Consider the following 14,331-nt stretch of genomic DNA (forward strand, 5'->3'; position numbering starts at 1 on the left):
GCTTGGCGATATCCAGACCAATTGTGGTAATCTTCTCCATGGACGGCTCTCCCTTATGTGACTTTCGACAGCCACACTTTGGCACATTGCGATGCCGGGAGCGGAGGCCGTCCACCACATCAGGTCATTCCCTTTCAAAGACTATTTTCAGTCATTTCTAAACAATGGGGTTTGCGGAGCGGCTCTATTAGGCGCATGGTCCCGCGCTCCAGCAGTCAACATTGCGGGCGCTGCTGTTTGAGGGCCGCCACACCCTAGCCCCGACCGAAAGGAGGACATCATGTCTTCCGCACTTCCCGCTAATTATCTAACGGACAAAGACCTCACCATGCTGCAGCGGGTGCTGATTGATGCCGGCTATACGGAAGATATGCTCTTTGATCGACCTCGGCCCTTCAACGTCGCTGCGAAGCTCCTTATCCGCCTGTTTCAAGAGGGGATGACCGATCCTGCCGACCTGACTGTTCAGCTTGAGTGGCACTTCGGCAAGCCTCCTAAGAAGGCGACAGCCACTTCAGCGCGACCTTATCATCGCTTTGCGATTCAAGGGCTTCCGGTGAAGGTGCCTGTACGTTTTACTGACGAGGGCCCAAACAACTGAAGGCGCCATGCTATGACGTGGACGATGTTCGGCGTAGCGGAGACTGTCAGCGCGCCTTCGATCATTGACAAAAGAAATCATCCTGGCTGCGGTAGAAGCAGGATGGCGCGAAAACGAGGCCGCGATAGCGCTCGCAGACGCTGCCGAGCGATACGTGATATACGTCGCGGCCGCGCCCCGCGTCCGTCGGGCTGCTAATGGCAATTTTGCGCGCAAGAGGTGATTGCTAGTCACTACCGTGCTTTGGCGGAGCTTTTTTCGGCCTATTCTCGCCGAGCACCGGAACATTGCGGAACTCGGCTTGTTATAGACGTAGGCCATGCGGCCATCTCGTCATCGTGATGCCGCCTAGTTCCAAATGCTGCAGGGGCTGCCCTGTGGTATTAGGTGCGACAGGGCCCGCTACCCTCAACCTGCGAGCCCTCGTCGTACCACCTAAACAACGGGTGTGGCTTGACAGAACTGGAACCCAGCGCCCGCTCGACTCGTTAATTATGGATCGCGCATATTGGCATCGCCTGCCAGCCATCCAACGAGCAATGCTGGGAACCTGACCCGCAACCACCCTCTCCAGGCCAGCGGGGTCTCTTTTTAGTCGGTACGCTAGCAGACTGGAACATTGCGCGGCCCTGGTCGTTGAACTGTTGCTACAGGCAAACTCGCCCCGCTTCGGTGGGGCATTTTTTTGTCGGTACGGTTGCGGACCGGAACGCGAAGCCCGTTCGCTCGTTACTTTGGTGGATTGCGCATGTGCACCGCCCTGCAAAGCGCATCCGGCCAGCAATGCTGGCGACCTGACCCCGCAACCACTACCTCTCAAAGCACGCGGGGTCTCTTTTTGTTCGTACGCTAGCGGACCGGAACGCTCGCTGACGCCACCCGTTATCAATGTGGCCGCGCGGCGGTCTTCCTGTCTTCTCAACCGCCAGTGATGCCGCAGCCTTCATCCTGGTGCCGCGCGGTCGCGGTTCCTGAACACCTTCGGGAGTGATCGATGAGTGATCCTGATCGATATTCCGGTAAGCCACCTAGGCGCACCTTGGGTGTGTGGATCCTGATCGCGCTCGCTGCCGCAGTGGCATTTCAACTTGCATGGCTGTTCGGATGGTTAGGCCCCGCAGACTTGTCGACCCCCGACAGCATATCAGTACCTTCCAGCTGGTTGGTCGCCGGCTTTGGCTGCTATTCACTGCCAGCGTAGTGCCAATTGATCATTGACGAGCAGCCTTTTCTGCCTACCTGATTATCGACGCTGATGCGCCAACCCACAGCAGTTACAGCGCCTGGCCACGGCAACCCTTTCCCGGTCCAAACAGCCGGTGCCGTGGTCTGCGACAGGGCTCGCCTTCTTTGCAACACAGACGGGCCCTGGTCGTACGTGAGCATCAGTTTCACCGCGTTTATTCAAAGGAACGCACGCCCAGTAGTGGAACTTTGTGAAGCTCAAGCCGTTGAGGCGATGGACCATGGGATTTCTCCAAACCTGCGAAGTCCAATGCGGCAAGGGCTCGCCATTTTTGAACGTTTTGGGCGAGCCCTGGTCGTACGCCCCTAGTCGCCCGACAGTTTCGCGCCGAACCATCTGTTGAACAGCGCCTCAGTTCCGCGCGGTCCCAGGTAAGCAAGAGCGGCAACAAGCGCGGTGCTGACCGGCTGCCCGACATGCAGCGATGATGCCAGCGCGTCTCCGATGAAGGCCATGCCGATCGAACTCCCAGAGCAATTCCTTCCCGAAGAACCGGCGATGCGACTTGCGCACTTCGTTTGCGTGCCACATGACGCGGCCGATCAATGCGCCAATCGTTGTTGTTGCCGCCCCGCCGAACCATGCGTTGAGCAGCTCGGCCAGCGATTGGTATTTTTCGGGCATGGTCTCCTCGTGGATGGGAATTTCGATGTTCAGGGAGTTCCGGCGTACCGGGATTTCATGTCGCGGCCCCACGTCGCGCAGTCGTCGGCTTGCCGGTCTCGGTTAGCCAGCAGGAAAAGCAACGGTTCGGCCAGTTCGATCCGAGTTGCCGAAAAGCTGTTCGTGACGCTCATTGGACCGGTAGGCGCTGACGATCCGAAGACCCTTTCGGATTTCCGGAGGGGCATCCTCAATCATAGCTGCAAGATTGGTCGCAAAGGTCTCGTCGAGCCCATCAATCACTTCAGTCCCTTTGCCAGGCGCCCGAGCGGCAAGAAACGCTCTGACCTTGCTTGGGCCAGTCGAAGAGATCGGACGATCAGAGGCCGTGGGGCGGCCGGGTTCTTCCCTTCCGGTGTTGTCGTTGTCGGCGGCATCTACGACTTCTTTGACGACGTCGATCCCGGCGCCGCGCTTCTTTCCGAGGAGTTCAGCAGCGTTGGCGTTGGCCTGGGCCTCTTGCACAATCGGCTTTAGCTTCAGAGCGAGCTCAAACTGATCATCTGCACTGAGGCGGTTGGAATTCTTCTTGATATAGTCCTGTGCCGCGAGCGGATCGTTGGCGGCAATGCGCAGCGCCATCTTCTGGGTGGCGCCGGAGATATAGGCCCGTTCCTTCTGCGCGAGCATCTCGGCTGTCCAGCCTTGTTTTGCGGCAAGGTTGCGGATCTCTAACTGTCCGGCCGCCAGGTATTTGTCAGCTTTTTCCGGGTTCTGGAAGTTGACCAGCGCCTCATCAAGGAAGTTGGCAGACGAGGCGTTCGCGTCATTTTCGATCTGAGTCTTCAACTCGTTGGCATTGTGGACAATGCCCGACTGAAGCCCGTCCTGCTCAAGCGGATCAACGGTGCGGTCGAACATGGTGGCCTGAGGGCCAGTCAACCCCTCAGCGTATTTCTGACGGAGCGCGCGTAGATCCTGCTCGAACTTCGGCCGCGCATCGAACGCAGCTTGCCCGGAAAGGGTCATGTACCCCGTTTCCGGATTGTATTGAAGGTCGCGCTTGGCAGCCATGTAGTTGTTGCGACGCTGGCGAACGAGGGAATCTTCCTTGAGCGCATTAACCCTCTGGACGGCATCGCCCACGCTATCGAGGCCACGGGTAGTCAAGAAAGAGCGTCAGGCCGTAGGGATAAGCAGGGCGATCGGATTCGGACGGTCCCTTCTCCCAGCGATCGAGCTCTTCCTTCTTCTCAGCCTTCGTGCGCGCGAGGTCGACCATGGCAGCCATGTGGTTTATCCCTTGTTGGTGATCCAGCCTGCTTAGCTTTCGCCGGTGATGAGCATTACGGCGATTGATGTTGACATTTGTTGACAACCTAGAGGCGGCGGCGGTGCGGTCACCCTTGTAACCGGCCTCGGAATACGCGTCCGTTGCCGTCATGCCCTTGGCGAGCGCCTGGGCGAATTTTTCATGCCGGGCGTTTTTCAGGACTGGCATGATTCAACCTTGAAGGGACAACGGATGTGGGTCCGTTCGCCCTTGGCGACGCTGCCACAACCGAGGCTTTGCGAAGGAACAGATCAGTCCAGAAGAACAGGAAGCCGAAGAGCTTGACCATCACATGGACACGCGCGATGGCCAAGCAGAGCCCAGCCAGGAGGATGCGTTCGGTGCGCGGGATCATTTTCCATCCCAAGGATTCTAAAAACTTGTTACCGCGCCCTATCTCACTCTCAAGCAAGGGAGGCTCCGATGAGATTTTACGTTTATGCCATTCACACGGACGAGACGCGAAACCGTCTGCACGATGTCTTTGACAATAACGCTGACGCCGAGGCGCTGGAGAAGCATATGCAGAAGCAAATTCGACCCGGTGACAACTACTTCGTTACGATGCTCCCTGCTGAGAACGTCGATGAAGCCAGAGTGAAGGCGGACGAGATGCGCCCTTTACCTCAGCTGAATAGTTGATTTCAGCTTCGCCATTGACGTCGATCTCGGCCCCTGCGTTTTCAGGACTGGCACGGCTTAACCTTGGAGGATGAGATGAAGCAAATGGTAGAAGGAAGCCGCATCAACTTAAAGAGGAATGGCACCTTTGAGGCCGAAGTGTACATGAACGGCGAATTGGTATGGAGGCGTCCTGGTCTTCCAACGCGAGAGCAAGCGCAGCTTGAAGCGGATCGGCAGTTTGATTGGTTGAAGCATAGACGCTGATGTCGCAATCTCTGTTCTCATCTGAAGGCACACACTGAGACATCTGCTGATTTCCTTATTCCACATCACCGACCCGGAGGCCGTGCATTGCAGGGCTCCCGAGGTGATTTCATAGGCTGTTCGTCATCGCCAACGAGTGTTGCCGTTGCCTTGTCGCCGGGGACAAGTCTGATCCCGTGGAATAGCCAAGCATTGGCGATTGCTAAACTGCAACCAAAAGGAAACGCACATGGCTAGATACGCCGTCTATTTGAGACACCCGATTGACCAGGTCGGACATCTCACGATCGAAGACAATCGTTCGATGGCAGATTTGGCAAATACACTTCAGAGTGTCGGCTATATCCTCACAGAGGAAGTCACGACGTTGGGTGGAAGACCGGCCAGAGCGAAACACTCAACTATATTCCTCCGCGGCGTAAGCCGGATTCAGCCGGAATAGCGACAAGGCCGTCGTGCGTTTTTCAGGAATGGCCTGGTCAACCTTGGGAGGACTGAATGAACTGGACCAACGACACCTGCCCAATATCCAATGAGCCAGCCCAGGAGGAGCTATCGGGGATGGAAGACGTTGCCGAATTCATCTGCCCGACCTGCGGCCGATTTCGGATCACGAGAACCGCCTTGGCGATGATCCTCCATAGAGACCCGGATGCCAATGAGTTAGCCCTTACCCAAGCGAGGACGAGGGCAAAGGAGGGCGAAATCCCGACGATCGATAGTTCTATGCTTTGATCCGGCTTGCCCCAATGACCCCTCGCCGGGCGGAGCGGCGGCGCGGGCTCGTCATCTCACGAGTGTGGCCATGGTCTTGTCGCCGGTGGACAAGTTGGAGTTCCCGCTTCCTTTCGGAAGTTGTCTTGCCTTTGGGGAGCGCCTGAACAAACTTCTCATGCCGTGCGTTCTCCATGCCTAGAGCAACCTTGGAGGACGGGATGGACGACGACCTTATGGCCGCAATCAATGCACAGGCTGATCTGGCCGAGCAGGCAAGGCCGAATATGACGGACTTGCACGCGTTGGCTATGACCTTGAACCAAGACTTTGACGAGCGGTCAAAGAGATCGAAGCGAAGATCAGGGATGTCTGGCGCCACCGCGGTTTATATTGGCGGGAGTGAGCAAGATCCTTTCTACTGGTCGTGAAGCCTTCGCATTTCGCGAAATGAATTTTCTACCCGAACGCAAAAATCAGAGCCGCAATGCCGATAAGGCAAAGCACGATGAGAACGACGCGTTCGACGTCTTCCTTCATAGCCGCCGCCACATCGGCAGCCAACCCATGACGAGGATCGGTGCGACAAGAGTGAGGTATCTGGACCCCTCGACAGCGTGACGAGCATGATCCATGCTTGGCAGAGCCTAGCTTAGTACCAGCGTCCGCGGCCGTACCAGCCGCCACCCAGCACAACCAGTATCAGAACTATGATGAGAAGTGTGGTGAGATCCATTATACGTCTCCTTGGAGTACCTGATCATCTCCATCGCGCTTATCTGCCCGGTTCATGGTAGGACTCCGGCCTAGCTCAACGGCCAGAAGCGGGATTGGTTCCCTAATGGGGAGCTTGATCGCGCTCTCCAATGAAAAGCCCGCCGACCGGTGAAGGTGGCGGGCTGTGATGGTCATTTCGGTAGGACTGGTCAGCAATCCATTCTCTGGCTATTTGCGGGCGCCGTTGGGGCGGCCCTTTCCACCTTGACCACTGCCCCCAGAGGTCTTGGCGTCATTCGCCTGGCCGAATTTGGTGCCGCCCAGATGGCCGCCGCCACTCGTGTTTGAAACCTGTCGCTCTGCTCTTCGCTGAATTTCGGCTGCATTGGTCTTGCTCATAAAATCTCCTTCGGTCGAATAGGTAATCGCCTCCGGCTTGCCGCCAGACGACGTAGAAATCGATTTTGAGAGGAAAGATCAGCTTGAACGCGAGAGGGCGTGAAACAAAGCTCGACTAGCAATTTCGATAGGCGACCTTTGCACCGCCAATGTGTTTAAAGCAAGTTCCGCATTGGCTCGATTTGGTGCCAGAGCCGTAGCCCGGGCAAATGCGCCGTCTGCAGTCGACGTCCTCCCAGAGACGGATGGTTCACCGCAGGGGCTGGGCGCCCCGCCGACGGGTATTCCGACGGCAACTTCATTCCCCACTACATGGAATAACTCTCCGACCTCAGTTGGCTGCGGAGTCTGTTTGGGTCTGTTGCAAACTTTCCTGATGGCGCTCAATCGGAGAAAATCATTCTCACGGGAGATGTTCGGAGCCCGGCAGTAGCCAGAATCATGATCACAAACGGGGATGAAGCTCCCGAAAAATAGGTGCCAGCGGTTCATACGCCCCGAGCATGAGAATACCATTCTATGCCCAAAAAATTTGCAACACACCCGATATAGATTGGATATACATAATCACGGACCGGGCACCGCTGCCTTCGGTCTCGATCCCGACTTGCCGGCGCTGGCGATCGCCGAGGATGTGCTTGAGCCTTTGCTCGGGGCGCGGCCGCTGCGGGTTGCCATGGGCACGACAATCCCAATCTGCGGTGTATTCGAAAAGCATCTAGGGGCCGGAACGATCTTTTTTTCCTTCTCCACGTCGGACGAAGATTATCATGCGCCGAATGAGTTTCTGCGTCTTGCAAATTTCCGGCTCGGCATGACGGCGTGGACGCGGCTGTTGGAGCGGCTGGCGGGGGGCCCGATCAACGCCGTAAATCGCCGGCTATAGGGCTTTATCGCTGATGCTCGATGGAGCGAGACGCACAGATACGACTGGCGATCGACCTTGGTCTGCGACAATGGCGCATGCCCCTCAACAGTGCCGCCATTGCTGTTCTGCCTTCCCTGCTGGCCCGCTGGCTTCCCGATGGCCGCCATCAAGCCAGACCTGCGCGCCAGCGGCAATAGAAGGGGCTCTTAGCTGCTAATGCAACTCCTATGTTCTTCTTAGCGAGCTTAAGCGCCGCCGCAATCAAACTCGCCCATCGCTACGATCGGCGGACGAAATTTGTCGCGAGTATTTATAGCGTTGCTTTCCGGCATCAAAGCGTCCTGCCCACAGCGGTCGATGAGTTGACAGTTAGTCTTGGTGGGCTCGAGGTTTCATCGCTTTGAAGCAGCGCCCGTCTCCAAAGAGAGATCATCTCTCCAAAGGATCTGGTACCCGCCGCCGTCATCAACGAATACGATGGCATCGCGGCCACCGATGGTCCCACGTGCGACTCCTTCAACTCTCATTTTTTTGTGAAAACGCACACCGCCGCAGCGCTCGACTATGCCATCAATATCGCCGTTCCATCGGTAGAGATTGAAGGGCGCCTTCGACGCGCTGGTGGAGTTCCCGATTACGATGAGTAGGTCGCGTTCGAAGGAGTTGTACTCGATGCCCCGAATTCCCTGCTCGTCTCGGTCCCTATCAATTTCAAGGAAGACCGCCGGCAACATCTCCAAGTTGCTCAAGGTCCACGGGCCGCCGATATCTTTCACACGTACGCGAACGACAATTGGTTGGCCGTCGATGACAGGCGTGCGCAAGCCAAGGAGAAGAGTGTGCTCTGCGGGACTCCAACTGAGCCCCTCAATGTTCAGTCCTCCGTCGTCAGGCAAGCAGTAAGGTGCTTTGCCCAACTCAGGCACATTGTCGATCAGCCAAGCCCGAAACCCTTCGAGCAACTCCGCTCGAAGCTCCCCTTCATCACCGATGGCAATTCGCAGTAAACCGCTCCTCGCCGCCACCGCCTCGCCGCGCCTCGCCGTCTCCTTGTGTATTTTCGTCCGCTTTAGACTTAGCGACGGGATAGCAAGGATGAATCTTCGGCCGCGATCCTCAACCAAGGCCATTGCCTCTAGGTCATCGACGCGCTCTGCCGAGATCCCCTCGATAGGCCACCGCACAATCGGACCTGCCGCCTGACCTTCGGGTGTAAGACGCAGTTCGAAGAGCGCGTCACTGATGTTGTTGTCGCAGAACAAAAAGCGAGAATCGGCAATCGCTACGATATCCGAGGCATTGTACGGTTCGCGGCCATCACGGGGCCGCTCCGCAAAATAGGTAGATCTAATCTTTCGAGGCCTCAATACCGATCCTCCCAGCTCGCGTCTGGGTGAACGAGCCAGAGCTCGGCCAAGGCGCGTCGAATGTCCTCATCCGATTGGATCACACCTTTGAAGCGCGGCAGGAGTTGTTTCGCAGCGCGTCCGCTCGGAACTTTCCTTTTTAGTGAACCGGTTCTCTCCAAACACCGTCGTCACCTCGACTGGAGATTGCGCGCAATCTGCACCAGTGCGGCGTCGCTGGCATCTGCCCTGTCTGTTTTTCTTCCGGCCTCCAGCCATGATTGACTCATGACGCTCAGAATTTGCTCTTTGGATTGAACCACGCCCGCGGCATCGAAGTCTCTGCGAATTATGACCAACACGTCGTTGCGTTTGAGGTCGAGCGTGTTCCTCGCGAGGTCGTTCGAGTAGGCTGTGGCACTTTCGCCGACCAATCCCAATTTTTGCGCCGCCCACATGCCAACCAGCTTATTGCGCCGCACAATTCGCCACCTATCCATTGAGATGCTCCATTGCTCGCCTTCTGGAATTATATCAGAAACTCCCTATGGATCATCGTAAATGTAACGGCCGCGGTGCTGTCAAGTACACTGCGGCTCTGGTCCACACATGGCGCGTTCCGGCCGAGGCATCGTCGCCTGACGGCCCTAAGGAGACATGCCACCACGCCACGCTGTGGTGAGAGGGGGCTTTGACATGATCTCGCAGGCGGCGGTATTGACCCAGCCGGTTAGGCAGACCCAGTTCAGCGGCAAGATGTTATCACGCTCTAGACCTTGTTCTGCTCCATCGTCAGCTCTGCCTCGAGGCTTTCGGTATCGCGGAAGATCGTGGCAACCGCCAGAACGCGTCCGCCGCGCTTGAGGCGCAAGAGGCAGTCCCTCGCGGCAACGTCGCCCACAACCTCGATCGCGTCCCATCTCTCGGCGTGGCCGACATAGTTGATCGGAATGTCGTAATGCTGGCTCCAGAAGAACGGCACATCCGTGAACTTCCTCCGGCGTCCGAGCATATTGAGGGCCGCGGCAGCACCCTGCCGCTGCGCCACCACCCAGTGCTCCACCCTGATGTTCTCGCCGCTGTGGGGGTCAGGCCACCGCGCGATATCGCCGGCCGCGTATATCCCCGGCACGCTGGTTTCGAGATATGCATCGACCAGGACGCCCCGATCGGTGGCGATACCGGCTCTTTCGGCTAGATTGACCCGCGGCAGCACGCCGATCCCGGCAACGATTATGTCGGCGGCCAGGGTGCTGCCGCTGCTCAACAGGACCTCGCTCGCGTCGATGCTCGCTGCGGTGTCCCCAAGATGGAAGACGACGCCATTTTCCTCATGCAGGGCGCGGATGAAGTCGCCCATCTGGAGGCCCAGCACCCGTTCCATCGGCCGTTCCTCGGGCGCCACCACATGCACTTCGACACCACGGGTCCGAAGAGCGGCGGCAACCTCGAGGCCTATGAAGCTGGCGCCTAGCACGACAGCGTGCCGCGCCGCGCTGCTCTGCGCGATGATCCTGCGGCTGTCGGCAAGCGAGCGCAACGTGTGGACGTGAGGCTGGTCGGCGCCGGGTATGGTCAGGCGCACCGGTTCGGCGCCGGTCGCCAGCAGCAATTTGTCGAAGGCGACCCGTGCCCCATCGGCGAGCACGACCTCGCTGGCACGGACGTCGATGTCAGCAACCTTAGTTCCGAGGCGCAGGTCGATGCCGTTCCTGGCATAGAAGCCTTCCTTACGCAACGGGATCCAGTCTTCGGGAGCCTTGCCCGCGAGGTAGTCCTTCGAAAGGTTGGGGCGGTCGACGGGCAGCGCCTCGTCGTCGCTGATCATGACGATGGCGCCCTGATATTGTTCACGCCGCAGCCTCTCGGCTGCGGCAAAACCGGCTGCGCCACCGCCGACGAGGACAATCCTTTCCGGAAACACCCCGGCATCACTTTCGCGCGGGGCCGGCGACGGTTTCTTGCGCTTCTCGCCAATGAGAATCCTTTCGCCGCGCTGCTCGACCGACCAGCAAGCGAGAGGCGACAGGGCCGGCGCGCGCAAGGCCTCTCCAGTGCGCAGGTCGAAACAGGCGTGATGCCAGGGGCAGCGGACGGTGTCGTCGGCGACGAGGCCGTCGACCAGCGGTCCGCCATAGTGCGAGCAGGCGGCAGCAACGGCGAATATTTCTGCTCCGCGGCGCACCAGAAGCACGGGCTCGCCGCCGCGATGGCCGACGAGCTTGCCTCCATCGTGAAGATCGGCGAGCGCAACGCCGAGGGCCAGATCGGGTCCGCTCGGGTCTGAATGGTTACCGGCCATTTTCTCCTCCCTCAAAGGGCAGCTGCCGCTAGCATCCATTACGACGACGCTCGGTTGCGCGAGCAGGCAGCTCCCCTTGAATTTTCCGCCATTCCGTCTCGTATGCAAATGAATTTGGCCTGAAGTTGAGTGAAAATTCTTGTGATGACGTCTGGTGCGCCTCAGAGCCCATGTCATTTGATGCGCAAGTGCAAGCTGAGGTGCAAGCGACAATTAGGCGATTCCAAAAAAGTAATTTGAATCAATTAATTAAATGGCTATTTTGGCGGACGAAGTGGAAAAGAAGCGATGCAAAGCATGATCTCCAATAATTCTTTGAATGCCGAGGCGGGACGTTGGTGCGCGGATCATTAATCGAATTGGCGTAGGTGAGCGGCAAGCTCAATGATCGGTTTGTCGCAGCCATGCCTTTCAAACATAATGCGTCCCGCCGTCATCACATCGGTAAGATGAAATTCAAGGTGACGAACTGGCAGGAGTATGAGGCTGGACTTCGTCGGCGTGGTAGTCTGACCTTGTGGCTGACGGGAAGCTCTTGCGTCGTGGCAAGCGCCAAGACGCAAGACAAGAGGCGGCCAGCCCCGCTATTCCGATCTGGCGATCGAGATGGCCTTGACGCTGGGCCTGGTATTCGGACTGCAGCTGCGCCAGACAGAAGGCTTGGTGGAATCGGTGCTGTCATTGATGGGGCTGACACTCGCCGTTCCCGATCATTACCACGCTGAGCCCGGAGGGCGCGGCTATGGCATGCTCGGGCCGAGCGGCATACCCGTCAAGTTTCGGACGAACCTGTGCATATCCTTGTCGATAGCACCGGACTTCAGGTCTACGGCGCTGGCCAGTGGCTGGAGGAGAAGCATGGCGCCAGATCCCGTCGCAGTTGGCGCAAGCTGCACCTGGCTCTGGATGCCGATAGCGGCGAGATCATCGCCCACACGATGACCGATCAGGACATGGGCGACGCCTCGCAGGTGGGGCCTTTGCTCGAGCAGACCGGTCGTCCGATCGAACAGTTTACCGCCGACGGCTCCCCGCGCCTTATGGGCGTAGAAGGACGCTTCTCAGATAGTTCCGCTTCATTCTTCCGACCCCATGATGGAAGGGCCATTGTGCCGATTCCGAAGAGAAGCAAGAGCCCGCAGGACAGTTGAAGCCTTAGAACCGGAAAACCTGAACATGCTTGACTTCAACCGGCCGAATAGAGACGCCCGATTGTTGAGGCTCTTGTGCGAACGATGCTCGACGCCGGGCATGATCTGGCGCTTTGCCGCGCCATAGGATCGGAGCTTGTCAGTGATCATCATACGCGGTGAACGGCCTTGACCCTTGAGAAGCTTTCGCATCAGACGCTTTGCGGCCTTGGCATTGCGGTGGCTTTGCACCAGAACGTCGAGAACAAAGCCCGCCTGATCCACGGCGCGCCAAAGCCTGTGTTTCTTTCCTTGAATGGTGATGACGATCTCATCGAGGTACCATTTGTCGCCGAGCTTTCCGGCTGAGCGCCTCCGGATGTTGTTGGCAAAGTGCCTGCCAAATTTCTCCGCCTACAGACGCACGGTCTGGTGGGAAACGATGATCCCGCGGGCTGCCAGCATATCCTCGACCATCCGCAGGCTGAGCGGAAACCGGAAGTACAGCCAAACCGCATGGGCAATCACCTGAGCGGGAAACCGGTGACGGCGATAAAGGGGATCACGAGCAGATCTGGTCATGCCGCCAGATCTCACATTTCGATGGCCGACCGGTTAACGTTACAGTGCCTGTTCTTGAGGTCTACCATGGCATGCCCTCAGAACCGATCGGGCCTCAGCAGTGCGTATGCAAGATAAACGGCCAATCCCACAGTGACGAAACCGGCGAGCACATAGTCGAAGATCATCGGAGCCTCCCTAGATCCGGTAGCATTGAAGGTGCATACTTAGCGGCAAATGGTTTGGCGCGTCATTGACGCACATGAAGAAGCCGCGAAGAGTGTCCTGCAAATAATAATTATCGCCGATCTGACCATATGTTTTCCAGATGGGAACTCGGTCAACAATATAAAAATCTCATAAATAAAGGTCTTCCAACTCAGTCAAATTTGCATGAGACTACGCCGACGGTCTCATATTTGACCACAAGCTGCTGGCCAGGCAGAATTTGAACGGGGGAGCGCGAGCCGGTCACGACGACATCGCCCACATCGACATCGCCCACATCGAGCCGGTTTCCCTCGCGTGCAAAGTTCTTGCGCCGGCCAAACGACAGCGAGAAGCGGATCTCCAGGAACCGTGCCCGCCTTTCCCGCGAACACCACCTTTTCATCGAAGTGGGCGATCACGGAGGCCGATCGCCATCGGGGCCCTTTCGCCGGGTAATCGGATCGACATGCTTAGCCGGGGTCGCTGTTCACGATTTGAACTTTCTGCCGTATATTTGCGCCCCATTAATGTTCAGAGGCGTTTTGGTGAGCTCCAAGACGTGGGCAGTAGCAATCTTCGTTGCTGCGGGAGGCAGGTAATTTCGCGAACTAATCTTGATCGTTTTTGCCTGTGAATTTTGAAAGGCGCTGCGGGTTTTCAGGGTCTAAATGCTCCCAATAGGAACCCTCCTTTCGAGCAATGTGCCGCACGAGTATTTCAATGGCTCTGTTGAGATCTTTCACTCGAACGGCCTCGGCTATCTCTAAATGTTCGTGTTTTGACTTCTCCATGTGGTGCGGATCTCGGCCCAAGCGGTTGCGTAACGCAGCCATCTTTGCACTGATCAACGCGTAGGCACTTGAAATATAAGGGTTGTTTGCCGAGGCTATAATCGTCTCATGAAATTCCGTATCGAGCGCCAAATAGTCCTGAACTCGCCCTTCTGACTGCGCATCTTCCATCCGTCGCACGATGACCGCCAGCCTATCAGCCAATTGTGAGGACGGGTCCTCTAGTGCAAGCTGAACTGCGGTTGGCTCCAATGCAAACCGCAATTCGCAGAGCTGCCCCAGTTCGCCCGGGCGGAGATCGAAGACATAGGTTCCAGACTGTGGCTGGACCGTGACGAGCCCTTCTTGCCTCAGAAGAGCGATCGCCTCGCGGACCGGGGTCGTGGACACGTTGAGTTCCGCTGCGAGCGCATTTTCCGACAGGCGTTCGCCCGGCAGGACCCGCCCCTCAACGATCATTGCGCGGAGAGCTCGAATGACTTCGTCAACGAGCAGTTTCGGGCGCGCTATTCCTGCGCCGCTCTTGTTTCGCTTCGAGCCCGGTTTCGCTTTGACGGATGGGTTTTCAACAGAGCTCATCTAGCCCCCTTTACAATATCGATCAAACTGCTACCTTAGTTCA

At 57.5% G+C, this 14,331-nt stretch carries 12 protein-coding genes and 3 pseudogenes; 5 read left to right on the forward strand and 10 right to left on the reverse strand.

Annotation, left to right across the window (positions count from 1 at the left end; genetic code table 11):
• The first annotated feature begins 280 nt into the window (after nucleotides 1-280).
• Nucleotides 281-601 (forward strand): hypothetical protein, encoded by a 321-nt coding sequence (locus HGP14_RS33045; protein ID WP_168834020.1) that lies wholly within the window; start codon nucleotides 281-283, stop codon nucleotides 599-601.
• Nucleotides 602-2,152: 1,551 nt separating this feature from the next.
• On the opposite strand, the pseudogene HGP14_RS33050 reads toward HGP14_RS33045, so the two are convergent.
• From HGP14_RS33050 to HGP14_RS33060, 3 genes and pseudogenes are all read right to left on the reverse strand, one after another.
• Nucleotides 2,153-2,471, reverse strand: a pseudogene (locus HGP14_RS33050) (phage holin family protein).
• 102 nt (nucleotides 2,472-2,573) lie between these two features.
• Nucleotides 2,574-3,620, reverse strand: coding sequence for a hypothetical protein (locus HGP14_RS33055; protein WP_168834021.1), 1,047 nt, complete (start codon nucleotides 3,618-3,620; stop codon nucleotides 2,574-2,576).
• On the reverse strand, nucleotides 3,598-3,951 hold the full coding sequence (locus HGP14_RS33060) for a hypothetical protein (protein WP_168834019.1): 354 nt from the start codon (nucleotides 3,949-3,951) through the stop codon (nucleotides 3,598-3,600). The genes HGP14_RS33055 and HGP14_RS33060 overlap by 23 nt, the downstream gene beginning before the upstream one ends.
• 255 nt (nucleotides 3,952-4,206) lie before the next feature.
• Here HGP14_RS33060 and HGP14_RS33065 point away from each other — a divergent pair, with 255 nt between their 5' ends.
• Together HGP14_RS33065 and HGP14_RS33070 are read left to right on the forward strand one after the other, a co-directional pair.
• Nucleotides 4,207-4,425 carry a hypothetical protein gene (locus HGP14_RS33065; RefSeq protein ID WP_168834022.1) on the forward strand — a complete coding sequence of 73 codons (219 nt, stop codon included), beginning with the start codon at nucleotides 4,207-4,209 and terminating at the stop codon, nucleotides 4,423-4,425.
• A gap of 1,181 nt (nucleotides 4,426-5,606) precedes the next feature.
• Entirely contained in the window at nucleotides 5,607-5,816 is a 210-nt protein-coding gene (locus tag HGP14_RS33070; RefSeq protein WP_168834023.1) for a hypothetical protein, read from the forward strand.
• Between the two features lie 514 nt (nucleotides 5,817-6,330).
• Here the strand turns inward: HGP14_RS33070 and HGP14_RS33075 are convergent.
• The gene (locus HGP14_RS33075; protein WP_168834024.1) at nucleotides 6,331-6,501 is read right to left on the reverse strand and encodes a hypothetical protein; all 171 of its coding nucleotides are present in this window, start codon (nucleotides 6,499-6,501) and stop codon (nucleotides 6,331-6,333) included.
• A gap of 553 nt (nucleotides 6,502-7,054) precedes the next feature.
• Between HGP14_RS33075 and HGP14_RS33080 the strand changes: the two genes are divergently transcribed.
• Nucleotides 7,055-7,387: a M20 family dipeptidase gene (locus HGP14_RS33080; protein ID WP_168834025.1), complete on the forward strand. Its 333-nt coding sequence runs from the start codon at nucleotides 7,055-7,057 to the stop codon at nucleotides 7,385-7,387.
• A gap of 374 nt (nucleotides 7,388-7,761) precedes the next feature.
• Here the strand turns inward: HGP14_RS33080 and HGP14_RS33085 are convergent, their stop codons facing one another.
• The 3 genes from HGP14_RS33085 to HGP14_RS33095 form a co-directional block, all read right to left on the reverse strand.
• Complete coding sequence (locus tag HGP14_RS33085) at nucleotides 7,762-8,736, reverse strand: DUF3616 domain-containing protein (protein ID WP_168834026.1); 975 nt, start codon at nucleotides 8,734-8,736, stop codon at nucleotides 7,762-7,764.
• A gap of 170 nt (nucleotides 8,737-8,906) precedes the next feature.
• On the reverse strand, nucleotides 8,907-9,215 hold the full coding sequence (locus tag HGP14_RS33090) for an ATPase inhibitor subunit zeta (RefSeq protein ID WP_168834027.1): 309 nt from the start codon (nucleotides 9,213-9,215) through the stop codon (nucleotides 8,907-8,909).
• 269 nt (nucleotides 9,216-9,484) lie between these two features.
• Complete coding sequence (locus HGP14_RS33095; RefSeq protein WP_168834028.1) at nucleotides 9,485-11,017, reverse strand: FAD-dependent oxidoreductase; 1,533 nt, start codon at nucleotides 11,015-11,017, stop codon at nucleotides 9,485-9,487.
• A 404-nt stretch (nucleotides 11,018-11,421) separates the two neighbouring features.
• On the opposite strand from HGP14_RS33095, the pseudogene HGP14_RS33100 reads away from it, so the two are divergent.
• A pseudogene (locus HGP14_RS33100) lies at nucleotides 11,422-12,048 on the forward strand (IS5 family transposase); the annotation flags it as partial.
• Between the two features lie 174 nt (nucleotides 12,049-12,222).
• On the opposite strand, the pseudogene HGP14_RS33105 reads toward HGP14_RS33100, so the two are convergent.
• The 3 genes and pseudogenes from HGP14_RS33105 to HGP14_RS33115 form a co-directional block, all read right to left on the reverse strand.
• Nucleotides 12,223-12,729 (reverse strand): annotated as a pseudogene (locus HGP14_RS33105) (IS6 family transposase); the annotation flags it as partial.
• Nucleotides 12,730-12,806: 77 nt separating this feature from the next.
• The gene (locus HGP14_RS33110) at nucleotides 12,807-12,896 is read right to left on the reverse strand and encodes a K(+)-transporting ATPase subunit F (RefSeq protein ID WP_168834029.1); all 90 of its coding nucleotides are present in this window, start codon (nucleotides 12,894-12,896) and stop codon (nucleotides 12,807-12,809) included.
• Nucleotides 12,897-13,526: 630 nt separating this feature from the next.
• Nucleotides 13,527-14,288 carry a GntR family transcriptional regulator gene (locus HGP14_RS33115; protein ID WP_168834030.1) on the reverse strand — a complete coding sequence of 254 codons (762 nt, stop codon included), beginning with the start codon at nucleotides 14,286-14,288 and terminating at the stop codon, nucleotides 13,527-13,529.
• Between the last annotated feature and the right edge of the window lie 43 nt (nucleotides 14,289-14,331).

Source organism: Rhizobium sp. P32RR-XVIII (assembly GCF_012641395.1).
Classification (GTDB): Bacteria; Pseudomonadota; Alphaproteobacteria; order Rhizobiales; family Rhizobiaceae; genus Rhizobium.